The following is an 18,852-nucleotide window of genomic DNA, read 5'->3' on the forward strand; positions in this document are numbered from 1 at the left end:
CACTATGCCACTTTCAGGAGATCCTTCGCGCAAAAAGACGCGCTCAGGACGACGTGCTACAAAACCCATATGGATTTAATCGTTATTATCTATTTTCTTCTCTTTTCCCCTACGCAAATAAGCAGATAAAGCACTGGTCAATACATAAAAGATCGGGGTAAAGACAAGTCCGAAGAACGTTACTCCCAACATACCGCTAAAAACGGCCACACCTAAAGCGCGCCTCATTTCAGCACCAGCCCCTATAGCAATCACCAGAGGGAAAACACCTAAAATAAAAGCAAAAGAAGTCATTAAAATGGGACGTAATCTCAGTTTAGCGGCCTGAATGGCTGCTTTCCAGCGATTGGCGCCATTATTTTCCAGTGTTCTTGCAAACTCGACAATGAGGATTGCATTTTTAGAGGCCAAACCAATAAGGATGATAAAACCGATTTGCGTCATAATATTGTTTTCCATACCCAAAAGCTTGATGCCCAACATGGATGAAAAAAGACACATGGGTACGATAAGAATAATTGCCAACGGCAAGATCCAGCTTTCATATTGAGCCGCCAAGACTAAAAAGACGAATACAACGCCTAGTAAAAATGCAATGATCGCCGTATTACCGGCTGTCCGTTGCTGAAACGCAATTTCAGTCCATTCATAACTAATTCCTTCGGGTAAATACTCTCTGGCTAATTGCTCCATAGTATTCAGGGCATCACCACTACTGAAGCCTGGTGTCACATCCCCCATTAAATCCACTGCAGGATAGAGGTTAAATCTTGGCACTCGTGAGGGACCGACTGTATCGTTAACCGTTGCTAAAGCACCTATAGGGACCATGTTGCCATTATTGTTACGCACTCTTAAACGGAAAATATCTTCAGGCCTTGAGCGATAGCTGTCATCAGCCTGCACCATCACCCGAAAGGTTCTGCCCAGATAGTTAAATTCATTGACAAAAACAGAGCCTAAATAAACTTCCAGAGCCTGAATCACTCTGGCGACTGGCACTCCAAGACGTTCAGCTTTTTCCCGATCAAAATCAAGAAATTTCCGAGGGGTAGTATTTTCAAACAAGGTAAATACCGAAGTCGTTGCTTTAGCCTGATTGGCTTTTTCAGCCAACAAGGTAACAGCCTCTGTTAATACTTTAATCCCCCTGCCGCCCCTGTCCTGAACCATCATTTTAAAGCCACCGGCGTTACCAATACCGCGAACAGGTGGCGGGGGAATGACGACGATAAAGGCATCCTTGATAGAGCCCATTTCCTCTCTTAATTTGGACAGAATCGTATTGTATTCCAAACCTTGTTTGTGTCGGTCTTCAAAAGAAGTTAAAACAGGAAATATAGCGGCCGCATTGGATGAGTTAGTAAAGTTCGCACCTGAAAATCCGGTAAAAGCTACTGCGTTGGCTACCCCCGGAGTGGCCATGATCTTGTTAATCGCCTGCTTCACTACAGCATCAGTCCTGGTGATGGATGCACCAGGAGGTAACTGGATTGAAACAATGAAATAACCCTGATCCTGTTTGGGAATAAAACCTCTGGGCACCCAACTGAACAAGCCAACGGTTAATAGAATCAGGGCAGCATAGACCAATAACATCCAACCGCTTTGATGAATTAATTTACCAAGCAGCTTGCCATACCAGGCAGAAACTTTATCAACCAGATGATTAAAGCCACTTAAAAAGCGCTGTACCGGATGTTTCCAAAAGGAAATCTCGGAAGTATCTTTAACTATATGATGTGGCTTAAGTAATAAGGCAGCCAGAGTCGGACTCAACGTCAGGGACACGAACACTGAAATGATGGTTGCAACAGCAACGGTCGTACCAAATTGCTGATAGAATCGGCCAGAAAGTCCTTCAAGGAATAAAGTAGGTAAAAATACCGAAACCAAAACCAATCCAATAGCAACCAGAGCAGAACCTACTTCGGTCATAGTCTTCCTTGCTGCATCCCGGGCACTCATTCCCGCCTGCATGTTACGCTCCATATTTTCCACAACAACGATGGCATCATCCACTACCACACCGATGGCTAAAACAAGGCCAAACAAGGTTAAATAATTTAAAGAAAAACCAATGGCATCCATTGCAGCAAAGGTACCAATCAATGAGATAGGAATAGCTACCACCGGAATAATGGCCGCACGCCATGTCTGTAAGAACACAAGAATAACCAGTACTACAAGCAAAACGGCTTCATAAATGGTGTGTTTTACCGCATCAATTGACTCTGCCACGAAATTCGTTGGGTTATAGGCAATTTTATAAGTAAGGCCGGGAGGAAATGATTTGGATAATTCTTTCATGGTTACCAGAACTTCATGGGCTGTATCCAGCGCATTGGTGCCTGGACGCTGAAATACCGGCAAGGCAATTGCCGGATTTTTTCCTAAATAACCACTGGTGAGATAGTCCTGAGTTCCTAAAGCGACTCGTCCAATATCCCTGATACGGACAATACGCCCATCTGTACCAGACTTGATAATGATATTGGCAAACTCTTCCGGTGCAACCAATCGCCCTTGAGTTTCCACATTGTATTCAATACCTAGCTGATTTTTCTGAGGCTTTTTATTGAGTGTACCACTGGCGACCTGGATGTTTTGTGATTGCAAGGCAGTAATAACATCACTGGCAGCGATATCATAAGTATTCATTAAATCGGGATTGAGCCAGATCCGCATGGCGTATTCACTGGCACCAACCAGACGAATATCCCCTACTCCTTCTATACGCTTGATTTTGTCCCTGATTTGCAATACGGCATAGTTACCCAGATAGGTCTGATCATAACGGCCATCGGGAGAATACATATTAATAACCAACATCAGATCGGGGGAGTTTTTAACCGTAGTAATACCAATCTGACGCACCTCTTCCGGTAATCTGGGCTCTGCAATAGCTACCCTGTTCTGCACCAGTACCTGTGCCAAATTCAAATCCGTACCCAGTTTAAAGGTAATGGTTAAACGCATTTGTCCATCGTCAGTAGACTGTGAGTCCATGTACAACATGTTTTCCACGCCATTCACTTCCTGCTCTATAGGTGTTGCAACCGTTTGGGCAACGGTAGTCGCATTGGCTCCGGGATAAGATGCCGTCACCTGGATAGTAGGAGGTACTACCTGCGGGTATTGCTCTATAGGTAAATTAAAATAGGCCAGAGAGCCCACAATCACAATGATGATGGACACAACCGTTGCAAATATAGGCCTATCTATAAAAAAATGCGCAATTTTCATTAGCACTATCCCTGTAATGCATTGTCACAGCATGCAGCTACAACTGCTTACTCCGTTAATTGAATCAGATTCGGTTTAACTTCCTGCTCTGGTACACGAATACGCTGAATACCACTGATGACCACACGCTCATTTCCCTTTAAACCGGAGCGAATGACATAGAATCCGCTATCGCGCAATGGACCTAACTCCACGTAAACTCGTTGTACTTTGTTATGTTCATCGACAACATAAACATATTTGCGCGTCTGATCTGTATTAATTGCTTTATCCGGTAAAAGAATGGCTTCATATTCACCGCTTCCTTCAACACGGGCGCGGCCAAATAAACCGGGATAAATCAGACCATCAGAATTGGGAACCACAGCACGCTCCAGAATGGTTCCTGTTCCCCTGTCGACTATATTGTCCAAAAAATCTATGGTGCCCTTACGGGTAAAATCCTTTTCATCCTGTAATTTGATTAAAATCTGTTTCAGATAGTTTTTGGATTCTGGCAAGTTTGCTTCTTTGGACAGACGTGAATATTTCAAGAGATCGTTTTGGCTGATTTCAAAATAAAAATGAATGGGATCAAAGGAAACTACCCGCGTTAAAACGGTATCATCCATGCGAATCAAATTACCCACGCTGACAAAATAACGACTTATCCGTCCCGCAATGGGAGAGGTTACCTGAGTGAATTCAAGATTCAGCCGCGCTTCATCTACCCTTGTTTCAGCTGTTTGCATTTCCTGATAACGCTGATCAATAGTTTCTGCAGAAATGAAGCTTGATTTTTGCAGTTTAAGGGCTCGTTCATATTGCTTTTTTGCCAGTTCAAGTTCTGCTGTAGCCCGTTCCAGAGCATATTGGAAAGACCGTGGATCAATGACAAATAGAACTTCCCCTTTTTTGACAATCTGTCCGTCTTTAAATTTGATTTCATTTAAATAACCGGTAACACGAGAACGGACATCAACCTCTTCAATGGCCTGAAAACGCCCGGTATATTCATCCCATTCAATGATCTTCTTTTTAAGCGGCAAAGCAACATCGACTTCTACAGGCCCAGCAGCTGCAGAGTCTGGAGAATTATCGCAAGAAACAAGAAAGAAGCTTAAAAACAGAAACAAGACCATAGTTCTTCTGATCATCAGAAGTCCCCTCAAATTATTTTTATTTTAAACAAACACTTAGTTATATAAATATAGATTAGTATAATATGAGGAAAATACCAGGTAACAGCCCTGAAGTTGGAACAGGCATAAAAGAAAAATTTCCGACCTGGCACGATTCGTAGCCCGGTCTGTGCCATTCCCGGAACTACGTCGTCCTGAGCGCGTCTTTTTGCGCGAAGGATCTCCAAATACTGGCATCATGCCGCTTTCAGGAGATCCTTCGCGCAAAAAGACGCGCTCAGGACGACGTGGTTCGGCGATACAGATCACCAACTGTCAACCTTATGCAAAAGACCTCTTCTTGACATATACTTATATTGAGCAATATTTGCTCAAACAATGGAGAGGTATGATGGAAATCATTAATTTAATCATCAGCCTGATTAGTGGTGTTGCCGGTGGTAATGTTGCCGGTACACTTGCTAAAAAGGAAAGCCTGGGCGCCATAGGTAATTCCCTTACCGGATTAATCGGTGGCGGTCTGGCAACCTATCTTGCCAAAGCCATGGACTTGTTACAACAAGTACAAGGCTCAGGTGTAGATGTGGGAGCCTTGTTAGGTAATGTTGGAACTGGAGGTGTCGGTGGTGCTGTTCTGATGCTGATTGTTGGTTACATTAAAAAGGCAATGGCAAAATAACATTGTCTCTTTCAGGATACAAAAATTATCCTGGCATGTTTAGAGTAACCGTTCAGGGGTATGGGCTTATGTGTACTCGAACAGCCAGATTTGAGCTCAGGTTGAGAGAAAAACCCGCGAAATGAGCGGAGCATAGGCGGCTATGTGAGCATCATTTCACGGGTTTTTCTCTCAAGATGAGCCAAATATGGCTGTTCCTTCAATAGGGCTGAACACTTACTGTTTAGAACGCAGGGCGCATGAAGTATGGCTGACCTACTTCAACGACCTGCGTTTGTGTATAAACACTACAAAATAATCTGTTGCTGCATTATTTCAAACCCCAAAAACTCCTCCATCTGCAAGGAAAGGTTAACTGCGGTGCCGGAAGGGAGCCATACATTATCCTTAGGGCTGTTCCCCTCATGACTCTCCAGTTCATCCATGATAAGTTTCAATTGGCACAAATCAATATCAACGCCCCTCCTGGCCATCTTTGCCTGCTGGCGAAAGAAACTCAATGCGTCCCTGACTCCATTCAAAGACATAAAAATCTGTGGGTCATTCTGATACGTTTCATTTAATTCAATGGCAGAAAGGATTTTGAATGCCCTTTTATATTCAGCATCTTTTACCAAATGATAATCCACTGCTATGCTATCCAGAACATCACCAAGCTCCAGAGACCAGTGATAAGCGATGCTTTCCCTTTGAACCGTTAACTCTTCAAAACGCCTTAAGCAATGCAGACGATAGTCTTTAATTATTTTAATAAAGGCCTCTACATTAACCGCATCGGTGCTTTCATGGCTCACGACCTGTCTCACATGCACCGGCTCTGTCACAAGACAAAGGAGAGCATGGTTATCCGTAACACTGTATGCCATGTTGGTTTGTGATAACGACGGGTAAAGAATACTAAGGAGATTTCGCAAATCATAATCTTTAAGAGCAGTTAAACTGTCACACTTTAAACGACAAAAGAGCTTTGTTCCCTCAAGCGTAAATTTGAATTTCAGAAAAGAATGCACGGCCTGCTCTGCATATTGCGCAGGAAAAGGTGAGGTTCCCTTACCAAGTCGATAGTACACAGGAAAGTTAACAATAAACTCTCCCGCAGAGACATGACTCTCCATTTTCCCAAATTGCACTACGAAAGTACAATCATAAGCTTTCTTTTGAGTAGTAAGGACATCTGATACACCATTAAAAAAGAAAGAGACGTGACGTAGTTCCAAGTCCCCTCCACTCCCTGCTTCATCAGCATTCAAGTCTATCTTTCTGCCCTGACCTTCCCTGACAACTTTACCGTCCCCAATTCCCATATTGAATTCCTTTTAATCAAAGACCGCGAGCGATGAACTCAACGGTAACGTAATTTAAAAGTTCAATCAAGCATAAAAGAATCTGATAAAACAAGAACAAAATGAAGCAATTTTTATTCACTACCATATAATTTTAATACGAGTTCCCTCGTTTCCGTTGTCATTTATTAAGGTTAAAGGTAGACTTGCAAATACCAAAGTCCCGGTGGCGCAGCTGGATAGCGCGGCCCCCTCCTAAGGGGCAGGTCGCAGGTTCGAATCCTGCCCGGGACGCCAGTAAAATCAATAAGTTATGTGAATGCAATAATAATCCAGGTGCTCTTTTATAAAATAGGGATAACCACAGGGATAACCAAGCTATATGCTATTATCATTAATAAGTTACAGCCTCTCCAAAATTAATGAAAATGGCTATAACCTAATTTAAGCAATAGAACGACAAACAATCAATTGGTTAGTTTTTGATCAATCTTATTTTTAAACTATACTTAAAGAATAGATTTCTAATAAGGAAGTTAAAAATGAGAATTAAGGATGATTTAAAACGCGCTATAGATGCGAGAAACACTATTTCTTTCGATTATAAAGGACATACAAGAATAGTCGAACCTTATCATTATGGACAACTTTATATGACCCCTCAGTATAAATTAATTAAAAAACCTCAAGAGGATTCTCTCCTCTGTTACCAAATAGGAGGAACATCTAATTCAAACCTTAAAAAAGGTAAACCAATTGAATTTAAAACAATATTATTGAGTGGCATCGAGAATTTAAAAATAAATGAAAATACAAATTTTGATGTAAGAACTGACTATGATGCTAATGATAGAAGGTGGAAAATTGAATATGGAATAACGCACTCTCCAAACTATAAGCCATAAATTAAAAGAGCGCACATTTTCAGCAAGACTTAGATATTTCTTTTCTATTTATTTAAGCGATGAATACAAAATTTATTACAGATGCCTAAATTGATATCAAAACTTAGGGAGCATATTGAAGCTCTTTTAACAACCATTCCAATTGTCGTCTCGCTGTTGAAATCAAGTCACTGAATAAAATAATATTAACACTTGATTCTTTATCGAACGAAGGCAAGTCATTTCCTTTTTTTCCACCGATTAAATAAATATTAATATTAGCTTTTCCTGTATAATTTCGATAATCATTACGATAGCCGGTAACCTGCTGATAATCTTGATAAGTTAAGCAATGTGCTGGCTTTTTAAATTCGATGAGAAGATAATCTCCATTCAAATTTTCACTAAGCATTAAATCCGGACGCTTACTATCATTTAAACCAGAATATTTTTGATTCAGCATTTTTTCAATTTGCTTTTTCAATGTTGTATTCGAACTAAAAAGACTGTAACTTGGCCCTAATATCCATAAATTATGTTCAATAGCCTTGTGCACATCTTGTTCAAGAGTTTCATGAGTATTGCAAAGCATTTCTAGATGATCTAAAAATTCCAAGCGATTTCTAGCCTGCTCCCTCATCCTTACCATATCTAATAATCCAAATTCATCGAGAGCTTCTGCAAAGACTTTCACATCAGAATTTTTTGCTTTATTAATATGTTCTAACACAATTCTGTAATCAGAAAATTCTATAGCATCCAATAAGACATTCACTATTGGTTCAACTTTACTTTCAGGCTCTTGATAATACCGCTCCAAAACTTTAAAAATAGCTTTTTCTGCATACTGTCTTTTGAACTCAGGAAATGAAGCTAGGCGCTGATCTATTTTCTTTTTTATACGAGCCAGAGCTAAATGTATTTCTTGGCCATAAACCTCTTTAAATTTCTCTCTTAAAATCGGCTGTACAGTTTCCTCAACCATACGATATTTTTCACTGTTTTCAAAAATTGCGCCCCAATCAGCGGTCACATCATCAAGCAATCCATCAGCTTCAATTTCTCCAAAACACTTTTTTAGAAGTTTCGGTGGGAAATCTTCTGCCTTCTCTAGCCCCAAAAAAGAGGGTTCTCCAACAACCTTTCCTCCAATTCGCATTATAATTCCAGGCTTCCTGAGAGAGCCTTTTTGATCAGATATAGTAAAACGTAGCCTAATTTTACCCACTTCAGGAATATCAATCTCTTGTTCGAAGAAAACCCCTTGAATATCATCAACATCGAGTTTTTTTCCGTTAATTGTTAAAGAAAAATCGGCTTCTCTGCCATATTCTTGAATTAATAATTGCCGAAGACTTTCTGGACTAGGAAAGCCAATATGGCGACAGAGATCAGTCAAAGTAATCCTGGTACCACTTTTTTTACTATTATCTTCTGTTGATAAAACATTAATTGGTATCTCATGTAGATCAGGGTAATGATCTAAGGAGGATGTGCTAAACTGTAACTCATAACGAATCCCCATCGCCCACGTCTCTATTTTCATTGTAGTAGCAAGCATAAAACCAGCGAACTTACCAATACCTTTAGAGCCTTTAACTTTCCGCATCTTGGCTAAGCTAAAATCACCGTGTCGCATTCTTCGGTTACTTGCAATATTCAAATATTCACTTTCAAGCTCCTCTCTGCTCATACCTCTGCCATCATCTTCAATAATGATTGGTTCATTAGTCATAGGCATTGGCAAAGAAATCGATACTAAGTTAGCATCAGCATCCCATGCGTTATCAATAAGCTCTTTTATAGCTTTTTCCGTTGAGCGATAATTTTGACTTAAAAGTTTTAATAAATGAACATCAATTTTAAATGTTACTTTATCCATAATTCTCTCTTTGCAATCTCAGGTATAATAAAAAATTACCTACCCATACGGGCATGAACTTTATCCAGTTTTGTCTTTATTCCACAAGAAATACATTATTAACCACACTGGTTTGATAGGTATCCTTCTGAAATGACTTTTGATAAATTGATCTCTGAAACGCCTCTCCACGTGCTTGTATAAGCCAATCTTTCGACCTTTTCATAGAAATAATAGAAATATCATTTTCTTTAGCATAAATTGCAAGCCATATGTCAGTCATATTGGGAGATAAGAATATTTCTCGAGAAATCTTTATATGGTCAGTATGGAAGCCTAAAGTGCCAGTACCAGGCACATCAACTTTTATGTCACTTTCGAGTTCTTTTTCAAAATGAACACCCTGCTTATCTTTGTAATAAGAAGTCAACTTTTGTTTAGGTAAAATATTTCCATGCACACAAATCAAAGTTTTTCTCTGATAAAAATCAATTTTTCTTACCATAGAATCGACATAATCTGGTGGATAAATTAAATCATCATCAATGGTTAAAATATAACCATTTTGCTGTTCAATTTGGTAAAATTTTCCGATGTCTCCAATATCCCCGTATTCCTGACTTGTAAATACACAAATCTTCTTATGGTTTAAAAACGAAGGAATAGAACTATAGTTATTAAGATAAACTTGGATTTCATCGACTTTCTTTAAAAAATTCTCAATTGTTACTTCTAGTTGAGATATCCGCTCAGGTATTGATGCTATTTTGACAGTAATCATTCAAACACCTTGATTGGGCGCATAATAAAGGTTCTCAGGAGGAATATAATCACTTTTCCAAGTCCAGGCACGACTCTTAATATATATGTCTTTAACCTTTGAATAAAAATTAAGATCATTTTTTACTGTTATTATATTTTTTGGATTATTAACTCCATCATTGCAAAGAGGAGAAAAAATCTTTACCTCATGAAATAGCATGAAAACCAATTTATTAACTAAAATATGGTCGTCATGCCCATATTCACCCTCTGCATTGTGGGTATATATTTCAGTTATCACAAATTGTTTTTTCAGGTTTTCTAAAGCATCATAAAGTGCTTGTTCTGATTTTTGAAACTCTAGCTGTCGTTTGCCATCCTTCCAAAATCCTGATTCTTCAATACCAAGTAAAACAATGCGATCTCTTAGTGGATGCGCTTCTATAGCTAATTTTCTACAGTATTCCGCATAAGGCTTATCATGACGAGCTAAAAAAGCAATGATAATAAGATCAAAATCTTGAGGTGAAAACCATATTATTTCATCATCAGGATGAGCCACTATTAATGCTTTCATACAACCAAACTCTCACATTTATCAACTAAATGATGCTCCACTAGTTCAACCTTTATAGGGTCTAATAAATCGAGATGTGCATCATGATGAGTTGTTAAAATAATGCCACAATGAATGGCTTTTTCTTGTAAGAGCATTAATAATGCTTGCTGTGACTTTTTATCCAGGCCATTTAATGGCTCATCTAAAATAATAAAATCAGGTTGACCTATTAAGGCTGAGCTTAAAAGAAATTTCTTTTTAGTGCCAAAAGACATATCAGCGATGCGAGTTTTTAAATGCGGTTGTAACTCCAATCGCTCAAGAATCTGGTTTATTTCATCAACTTTCTTTGTTCTTGCCTTTGCAAGCCAAGATAAGAGCTCTTTTCCGGTTAGAAAAGGATATACTGCTAAATCATCAGGTACATAAAATAAATTTTTTGCATTAACGCTATTATCGCTTACTGGATAGTGGTTATTTAAAATAATAGAACCTGAATCGGGAACATCTAAACCAACTAGCAGACGTAAAAGAGTCGATTTTCCAGTGCCGTTCTTTCCTATAATATGATAAGCCTGTTGCTGAAAAGTATATGAAAGATTTGCAAATAAGACTTTATCAGCAAAAGCCTTATTAACTTTCTGTAATTGTATGTGACTCACCTTAGTATGCTCCCAGAAAGATGTATTGGACAACACAACCACCCACAGTATTTAACAAAGAGCTAAACAAGCAGAACCGCAGAGATAGTGCGTAAAGAGTTCTATTTATTGCAAATAAAACACCATTCATTGCAAAAATAACTAAGATCAATAAACAGTAATTTTTTAAACTAAAAATGCAAAACAAAAACACTGGCATTAATGCCAACATTAATCCTATCCAAATGAGTATTATCTCTTTAATAGGTTGAGCATGTTTTTGATAAGGAAATATACTGTGGAATAATGCGTACTCTAATTTTCCTTTTTCAAAAAGAGTAAATAGCGTCGATAAGATATAAGTTTGCAACCCTAGCAAAACAAGAATAAGTCCCTGTCGGTTATCCACTGTTTCCTGAGGGTTTAATACTTGTAATATAAGTAGTGATATGGCGAAACAAAGCGTAAATCTAATTAAAAACGAAATTTTATTCTGCCTTAAAACAGCTAATTGAATAATAAAAATATTTTTTAAAGAGTGAATACTTTTTAAGCTATTAAAAATATCAAGGCGCAGTATATTAAATGAAGATTTTTGTTCATGCCGACGAGGTTGTATTGTTCCAAGAATAATACAACACAGCAAAGAAATGCTTAACCCGACACCAAAATTTAACAACGAGCTGCCCTGCTTTGAAATGACAATAATTAAAAGAAGTGCTAAGAAAGCCATAACTCCTTTAGCTATTCTTTTATAAAGAAAATTCAGTAGCAGAGTACACAGCACAAATACAGTAGATGCATAGAGACAATATTGCGAGGCCTTAAATAAGGTATCTTCAGTATTATGAAGAATATTGGCTCCTCCAAAGAAAATAGCCAGCCAGACAAGATTTAAAGAAAGTAAAAGGATAATGAAATCTATTGCCTTATGAACTCGCAAAGGAATGTATAAAGTATGCAGATATTCTCTAAATATCCCACCTTTTATAAAAGAAGATTGCGCTCTAGTCAGACTCAGCAAAAAGAAAAGTAATGTAACCAAATAAATAAACTTTGCTTTAAATGTCATGGATGGATCAATAAGGGCATAAAAAGGAATACCAATCGCTTGAATATTTTTTACCCCTGGTGCTAATAAACAGATAATAAAGGCTGTTAATAGTTTATGTCTGGCAATCAATTCTTTGGTTTCATTAAAATAATATTGAGCTCGAAACTTAAGGAACTGATGATTAAAATAGTTCTTATTTAACTGAGTCAGTTCTAACATGTTAGTGCACCTTCATTATAAAATTTTTTATAAGGCTCTCGTGAGGAAAAAGATATGGTCTTAGGAATAATTGAATGAATATCTCTAGAATGGGTAATGACAATTAAGGTTTGGTTTTTTAAAGCAACTAGGTTACTCAAAACCTTTCTTTCAAGATCTTTGTCTAATCCAGAGGTTGATTCATCTAAAATAAGAATTTTAGGCTTAAACAATAACGCACGAGCTATTGCAACTCTTTGTATTTGACCTCCTGATAAAGAGCTCCCTTGCTCGCCTAACTTTGTATCTAGACCTTGAGGCAATGCACTGATAAATTCATGGCAACAAGAGATATTTAATACCTCGCTTAACTCAGATTCGGAATAATCTGTATTACTATAGCAAATGTTTTCTCGTATGGTTCTATTAAAAAGAAGTGGATTTTGCTCTACTAAAATAACTAATTTATTAAGCTCAGTTCGTGAAAATTGGTTTAATTGCCTATCTCCAAGAGTGATTTGTCCTTTAAATCCGGTGTGTAAACCCACTAAAAGTTTTGCGAATGTTGATTTTCCTATTCCTGATCTACCTTGCATTAAGATTTTTTCACCAAAATCAATTTCTAATGATAAATCCTCAATAGCTTTGATTCCTGATAAAAACATATAGCTAAGATTTTTTACTCTAAGATTTGGCTCAATAATAGGAGTTACATGTGGCTCTGAACATAAAGTGCTGGAATCATCTTGTCCTTTAGCTAAATGGTCATAAGCTTCTCTTATTGTGCCCAACTCTCGTGCGAAAATAGTAAGCTGAAAAGAACTAAACCAGACATAATTAATTAAATTGAAGGTTACAAAAGCAACAAAAATAAAATCCCCTATCGAATAATAGCCTTTATTAAAACCACTTACCTGGTGAATGACTAAAGCAATAATAAAAATTAAGGAAAATAAACTTTGAACTATTTTTATTCTTTCAAAAAAAAACTGTGCCTTTCTTAACGCTGATTTTTCAGAAGATAAGTGTGTATCTAAATTTTTTAATTCGTACTTTTCACCTACATAAATCTTAATAGAGGATATTCTGCTAATTAGCTCGCAAAGAGTGCCTGAGATAAAGGAATGAATCTTGTTATATTGTTGCACGACTTTAAGTGATTTTTTTAATCGATACCACGTAGTTAAAAAGTGAATTGAGAACCATGTAATAATAAAAACAGAATAGAATGGCTCAATTGAATATAGAAACACTGCAGCCAGCAATACAGAAAGAGAGATAGGAAAAAAATTATAAAAAACAATTTGTATTATTCTTTCTGAAGATGAAGCAAAATCATTAACCTTCTGAGTTAAACTACCTGGCATTGTTTCTAAGAAATAAGCATATTTTTTTTTAAGTAAACTACCTATCAGTTGGCTTTTAATATTTTTCTTAAACTTAGGTAAAACAATCGCCACAAAAAAGCCCTGACTTCTAATAACCACTTCTGATATAAGAAAAATTATTAAAAATACGATCACAGCACGAGTAACTCCTATTTGCTCATACTTTACAGCAGCACACATATTCAAAATATACCGAATTGCCCAAGGAGTGACACATTGTTGGATAGCACTAAAAACTGAAGTAACAATTAGCAACATAAAGCCAAGCTTTTGCTTTTTTATGTTATCTAAAAAAATATTGATTAAAGGCACTTTCATTGTGATATCGACTCATTCCAAAATCGAAGTAATAATCTATCATCCTGATCACTGAACGCTGTTCTACCATGTAATACCTGACAATTATCCATCATAAGTAAATCATTTTCTTTTAAAGAGAACCGATATTGATTTGCAGGCTCATGAATAAATTTATTAATCCATGAAATCATGTCATACCCAAGCTCATTTGTTTCTAAGCCTCGTACAGTGGGAGAGTAGGACATACCAATCATGCCATTGCTCATATGAAATAATAATTGCTTCTTGGTTTTCCCAGATGCAGTATTTATTTGAATAAAATTAGGACAAAATAAGTTTTCTATATCTTCTTTAAATACCGCGCGTAATCCAGCCAACAATTCCGTAACTTTTATAATAGTACTAACCCCCCCTTTCAATGAAGACTTGACGCAATAAAGAGAAACAAATCTGGGAAATGCGGTACGGTATCCTTCATCACAGTGAAGTGGCTGTGAAAATGCCGTATTAATATAAAATTTTCCATTATTTACAGCTTCCACCCGAGCAATATATTTTTTATTAATACCAACATCTCTGATTTGTTGCCCAAATGTTTTTGCCAATCCTCTTAATATTGAGAGCACAGTTCTTTCTTTCATATTGATAACTGCAAATCCATTTTCCTGGATTATTGCTTTCAGCAAGTCTGCGATTAAAAAAGTATCCTCATCAACAAAAGGTAATACATCTGACTTTCCTGGATGATTACAATAATTTTCACTACTAATGTGAGCCTGAATATCTTTGAGATTAAGCAACATGACTTATTTCCAAATCTAACTTATGAAGCAATTCACCATATGAACTCAATAACTTTTTTCCTTTCAAGGTGAATAAATTAATATGATCATTTAAAATTAAAAACCCATCCTTACATCGCTGCATTGCGGTAGATGTTATCGGGTGATAATTAACTTGGGCCTCTAATGTTTGAAAATTATATCGGTAATTTAAAACTTCGATACCAACACAAAGACTATGGAAAAAAATATATAGAGGGAATAAATTTCCGCCTCTTTTATGTGTCGCAGCCGTTCTTACAGGAAGTTGTTTATGGGAGTCTTCAACTAGAGGCTCTATGAAATCATCGATAAAAAGTAGCATATGAGTAATTTGATGAATAATAAGCTCATTAAAATCTTCTTGATTAAAATGTTCTTTAAAATCAATATGAGCAATCCCTAATCCATCAGCTGTTGTTCCCTCTATATATGAGTCTAATTCCGTAATCAAAATAGCTTTAATTAATTGGTTACAAAAAAGAGCAGCCATAGGATGAGCATTACTGAATGATTTATAGTGTTCATCTATTTTCTTTTCTTCAACTAGAGTAGCTGAATAACGATTATCATGAGAAAAATAATCTTCTCTTTTATTAACGTAATATGGAATAATATTTAAAGACTGAAATTTCGTAAGAAAAATTGTCTCACTCCAATCTGGAACTGAGTTGAATGCTGAAATATTAGGTAAAACTTTATCGTAGGAAAGTATCTCAGCCAGCCTATTTTCAATTGCATACTTTTTTTCAAACTCAGTTAATAACACCTCAAGCTTGTTTTCATTAAAAAATGCAAACATTAAAGAATCTCCCTCGATAGAGTTTTGCGCCATTGTTCATAATCTTTCTCAGATGAACGCTCTATTCTTGGTGGAAATTTTTCACGCTTAAAGGCGAAATAAGCATCCCTTAAATCCCCAAAGTTATCTGGAGAGTAAGTAATAAAATAACAATTTCTATCTAATTGGGATAAATTATCATTAGATTGATGAACTAGATAAGAACTGAAACATAAAAGATCTCCAGGGACCATTTTGACATCTTGCCAATTTATATCCTTTTTTACATCGTATTCATCTAGTTCAATACTACCATTGACATGAGGCAGTAACTCTTTCAAGTATTTTTGACTTGAAACTCTAAAACAACCATTTTTTTCGTCAGAAAAATGAATGGGGATCATAATAGTAATAAGTTCATCATCTACAAATTTTCTAAATGCAGCTCCATCCTGATGAGGTCTAAATCCACCCCCACCAGATAATTTATAATTAATTTTTTCTTTAAAAAGTCGATAGTTCCTAGCTGTAAGTTCTTTTAGTAATCTACCAATTTTTTCACCTCTAACAAGCTCATTAAGTAATGGTAAGTAATCACAAAATTTTTCGACCCGATTTAGAATAATCTCATCATTAATTTGACTTTTTTCAAAATACTTCATGGGACCACCAATTATCTCAGGAACTTCTTTAAGATAAGAGGCACCTGTTTCCCACAATTTTATTTCGTCACTATTAAAAAAATTTTTTAATAATACATATCCATTGGTTTTATAATCGGCTATCAACATATCACATCATCACTTTAGCTTGTTCTACTCTATATTTTCGCATAATGCTTCTGGCAAATTGCACCTCTTCAATAATGTCTGAAAAAGGCTCAAAATTAGCATCTCGTTCGATTACCACACCACGAAAAGGAACCGTTCGTGCTACATAATCAAAAAGCTTCCAAACCTCTTTTGAAATTGCATTAGCATGGGTATCAACATGCATATTTTCTTTAAATGAACCACCTGCTAAGTGGATTTCAACAACGCGTTCTAAAGGAAGCTTGCTCAAGAATTCATAAGGGTCATAATTATGGTTGAGAGAATTTAAATACAGATTATTCAAGTCCAAAAGCATGCCACAATTAGCTTGCAAAAGAATTTTAGAAAGAAACTCTGCTTCGCTCATAGATGAGTTCGGTACAATATAATAATAGGTAATATTTTCGAGCAAGAAAGGACAGGCTATACGCTGAGTTAACGATTTAACCTTAGAGACAATAAGGTCTATGTTTTCGTCATTGAAGCTTATTGGCATAAGATGACCAACTTCAATGTTATTAATTTTAGTTAGACTAATATGATCACTATACCAATGACAATTAGTTTCATTAATAACTGTTTCGAGTTTAGCGCAATAAGATTCATCGAGTTCTTCAGGTGTACCAATCGATAAATCTAGGCCGTGTAAAACTAACGGTTTCTTGCTAATAAGACGTTTTAATCTGCTATTTTGTTCCCGAATAAAAAATCTTTCTGAATAGGCCTCAATAAAATCAAATAAATCAAGATTCTGCTCTATTTGCTCTCCAATAGCATTCATGTAACTGATGCCAACGCCTAAGTCTGCTCCTGATGAATACAACATTATCCTTCTCTCTGCTGAATAACCCAAACACCTAATTGCTCAAGTTTTTTTAAAAATCCTAAAAAATCACCTTGTGATAATCGCTCTTCAAAAAAATGATAAGCTGCTAACAAATTTTGGCAATCAATCACTTTCTCCACTATTTCCCTAACATCCTTGGATAAACTTAATGTGCCAATCCCTTCCTTTTTTAAATTCTTAAAAAATAAAACCGTACAATCTTCTTTGATAAATTTTTTATCTTTTTTATTTAGGATAGATGGAATGTTATATTCAAATTCCTCTATCCGGTAACACTCATGTATATACACTATATAACTATCTAGGCCAGTAAATTCAGTTAAATCAATTACCTTTGAGGCATGAAAAATAAAGTTTTCATGATGCTTATAGGTCACTTCATTTCTTATTCTTTCATATCGAACAATTTGTTTCTCGATACAATCTAATAATGGACTTTGCTCTGCAAAAAAAGCGAAGCAAATACTTTCGGCTAAAGGATTTTTGGGTGGGTTGGCTTTAATTGTTAGGCTATCTAGATAACTATCCCAAATACTAGTGAGACGTTGAGTATCCAAAAAATCAACCGTAATCGGTAAAGAAGCTTTAATATCATCTCCTCTATTTTTCTTTAAAATACGAGCAGAGGCGATAAAGCGTTTGCTATTACGTTGATAAAAATCATCAATAATTTGCATATCATGTGCAGTCAAATTTAAATCGGAACTAATTTGCGTTCGAAAATCATCATAATTTTCTAATGCATTAAGATTTGTTATTAATGCTGCGAGAACTGTTTGTATTGTGTTATTGTCCATGATGTAAAACTTCAATTTCTAAAACCATTAAATGCTCATCTTCATAAGCATCATTGATTTTTATAGCGTTTCTTTTAATCCCTTCTGTAATGAAACCAAATTTCTGAGTAAGAGCAATGGATTTATAATTACTTTGCGCAACATGGCCCTCTATTCTTCTGAGATTATTTCTTTTTGCATGATCAATCATTTCAATAAATAATTGATTAGCAATCCCTTGAGAAGAATAAGACTCAAGGATACCTATTCCAATAGTCGCTACATGAGATTTTCTATTATTTCGATAAGCTTCAACAGAAAGATACCCTACAACGTTATTATCCTCTGATAGCGTATCAAATGCTAAAAAGATAGCTGATTTTGGATAGTTTATTGCAGAAATGATCTTGTCTTTATATTTGCTAATATCAGAAGATCTTTCCCCTGGCTGAAATGTTGTATATACAACCTCTTCATCCAACTTGAGAAGCATAACGGCCCAATCAGGCGCATCTTGAGGCAATGCTTTTCTTACAATGATGTTATTTGATTTCATTTAAAGACAATAATTGAGGCCAGGTAAACCCAGCCTAATTACTAAGGACAGCCAACAGAGTTACAAAGAACTTCAACACTGTTTGCAGATTCTTCAATAATTTCGATATTTAGATCCATTTTTTTCTCCATAATTATTTTTTGAAAAAAGACAGACTTGTCTGTATTTCCTTATGAGCAATTGAGTTCATCCGTTGCTCAGGGCCAATTATACATAGAATAACGATGTTTAAAAGCCCCAAAAATAAGCAGGAAGTGTTTTAATTTTTTAACTATATAATAAA

General features: G+C 36.2%; 17 protein-coding genes and 1 tRNA gene. 3 read left to right on the forward strand and 15 right to left on the reverse strand.

The features are described from left to right. Window positions 1-75 precede the first annotated feature (75 nt). Both B094_RS0106245 and B094_RS0106250 read right to left on the reverse strand, forming a co-directional pair. Window positions 76-3,246, reverse strand: coding sequence for an efflux RND transporter permease subunit (locus tag B094_RS0106245; RefSeq protein ID WP_018576948.1), 3,171 nt, complete (start codon window positions 3,244-3,246; stop codon window positions 76-78). 47 nt (window positions 3,247-3,293) lie between these two features. Continuing rightward, window positions 3,294-4,382: an efflux RND transporter periplasmic adaptor subunit gene (locus B094_RS0106250; protein WP_018576949.1), complete on the reverse strand. Its 1,089-nt coding sequence runs from the start codon at window positions 4,380-4,382 to the stop codon at window positions 3,294-3,296. A gap of 373 nt (window positions 4,383-4,755) precedes the next feature. Here B094_RS0106250 and B094_RS0106255 point away from each other — a divergent pair, with 373 nt between their 5' ends. Then, the gene (locus B094_RS0106255; protein ID WP_051078205.1) at window positions 4,756-5,046 is read left to right on the forward strand and encodes a hypothetical protein; all 291 of its coding nucleotides are present in this window, start codon (window positions 4,756-4,758) and stop codon (window positions 5,044-5,046) included. Between the two features lie 287 nt (window positions 5,047-5,333). Here B094_RS0106255 and B094_RS0106260 read toward each other — a convergent pair whose 3' ends face one another. Next, window positions 5,334-6,350 (reverse strand): hypothetical protein, encoded by a 1,017-nt coding sequence (locus B094_RS0106260; RefSeq protein WP_018576951.1) that lies wholly within the window; start codon window positions 6,348-6,350, stop codon window positions 5,334-5,336. 199 nt (window positions 6,351-6,549) lie between these two features. On the opposite strand from B094_RS0106260, the gene B094_RS0106265 reads away from it, so the two are divergent. Both B094_RS0106265 and B094_RS0106270 read left to right on the forward strand, forming a co-directional pair. Further along, window positions 6,550-6,626 (forward strand) — tRNA-Arg (locus B094_RS0106265). A gap of 245 nt (window positions 6,627-6,871) precedes the next feature. Beyond that, the gene (locus tag B094_RS0106270; RefSeq protein WP_018576952.1) at window positions 6,872-7,234 is read left to right on the forward strand and encodes a hypothetical protein; all 363 of its coding nucleotides are present in this window, start codon (window positions 6,872-6,874) and stop codon (window positions 7,232-7,234) included. A gap of 103 nt (window positions 7,235-7,337) precedes the next feature. Here the strand turns inward: B094_RS0106270 and B094_RS0106275 are convergent, their stop codons facing one another. The 12 genes from B094_RS0106275 to B094_RS16450 form a co-directional block, all read right to left on the reverse strand. After that, window positions 7,338-9,095, reverse strand: a complete 1,758-nt coding sequence (locus B094_RS0106275; RefSeq protein ID WP_018576953.1) for an ATP-binding protein — start codon at window positions 9,093-9,095, stop codon at window positions 7,338-7,340. A 76-nt stretch (window positions 9,096-9,171) separates the two neighbouring features. After that, window positions 9,172-9,855, reverse strand: a complete 684-nt coding sequence (locus B094_RS0106280) for a hypothetical protein (RefSeq protein ID WP_018576954.1) — start codon at window positions 9,853-9,855, stop codon at window positions 9,172-9,174. Further along, window positions 9,856-10,413 (reverse strand): PIG-L family deacetylase, encoded by a 558-nt coding sequence (locus tag B094_RS0106285; RefSeq protein WP_018576955.1) that lies wholly within the window; start codon window positions 10,411-10,413, stop codon window positions 9,856-9,858. It lies immediately after the preceding gene. Then, window positions 10,410-11,057: an ABC transporter ATP-binding protein gene (locus B094_RS0106290; RefSeq protein ID WP_018576956.1), complete on the reverse strand. Its 648-nt coding sequence runs from the start codon at window positions 11,055-11,057 to the stop codon at window positions 10,410-10,412. The genes B094_RS0106285 and B094_RS0106290 overlap by 4 nt, the downstream gene beginning before the upstream one ends. A 1-nt stretch (window position 11,058) precedes the next feature. Further along, window positions 11,059-12,309, reverse strand: coding sequence for a DUF6136 family protein (locus B094_RS0106295; RefSeq protein WP_018576957.1), 1,251 nt, complete (start codon window positions 12,307-12,309; stop codon window positions 11,059-11,061). Beyond that, a complete protein-coding gene (locus B094_RS0106300; RefSeq protein ID WP_018576958.1) occupies window positions 12,303-13,994 on the reverse strand; it encodes an ABC transporter ATP-binding protein in 1,692 nt (563 codons plus the stop codon). The genes B094_RS0106295 and B094_RS0106300 overlap by 7 nt, the downstream gene beginning before the upstream one ends. Beyond that, window positions 13,991-14,779, reverse strand: a complete 789-nt coding sequence (locus B094_RS0106305) for a TauD/TfdA family dioxygenase (protein WP_018576959.1) — start codon at window positions 14,777-14,779, stop codon at window positions 13,991-13,993. Before B094_RS0106305 ends, B094_RS0106300 begins: the two co-directional genes overlap by 4 nt. Continuing rightward, window positions 14,769-15,632, reverse strand: a complete 864-nt coding sequence (locus tag B094_RS16445) for a hypothetical protein (protein WP_162263946.1) — start codon at window positions 15,630-15,632, stop codon at window positions 14,769-14,771. Before B094_RS16445 ends, B094_RS0106305 begins: the two co-directional genes overlap by 11 nt. After that, window positions 15,599-16,369, reverse strand: a complete 771-nt coding sequence (locus tag B094_RS15820; RefSeq protein ID WP_018576961.1) for a phytanoyl-CoA dioxygenase family protein — start codon at window positions 16,367-16,369, stop codon at window positions 15,599-15,601. The genes B094_RS16445 and B094_RS15820 overlap by 34 nt, the downstream gene beginning before the upstream one ends. A gap of 1 nt (window position 16,370) precedes the next feature. Then, window positions 16,371-17,216 carry a multinuclear nonheme iron-dependent oxidase gene (locus B094_RS0106320; RefSeq protein ID WP_018576962.1) on the reverse strand — a complete coding sequence of 282 codons (846 nt, stop codon included), beginning with the start codon at window positions 17,214-17,216 and terminating at the stop codon, window positions 16,371-16,373. Beyond that, the gene (locus B094_RS0106325) at window positions 17,216-18,034 is read right to left on the reverse strand and encodes a hypothetical protein (RefSeq protein ID WP_018576963.1); all 819 of its coding nucleotides are present in this window, start codon (window positions 18,032-18,034) and stop codon (window positions 17,216-17,218) included. Before B094_RS0106325 ends, B094_RS0106320 begins: the two co-directional genes overlap by 1 nt. Next, window positions 18,024-18,569: a GNAT family N-acetyltransferase gene (locus B094_RS16450; protein ID WP_018576964.1), complete on the reverse strand. Its 546-nt coding sequence runs from the start codon at window positions 18,567-18,569 to the stop codon at window positions 18,024-18,026. Before B094_RS16450 ends, B094_RS0106325 begins: the two co-directional genes overlap by 11 nt. Window positions 18,570-18,852 lie beyond the last annotated feature (283 nt).

It is taken from the genome of Legionella shakespearei DSM 23087, from assembly GCF_000373765.1.
Lineage (GTDB): Bacteria > Pseudomonadota > Gammaproteobacteria > Legionellales > Legionellaceae > Legionella > Legionella shakespearei.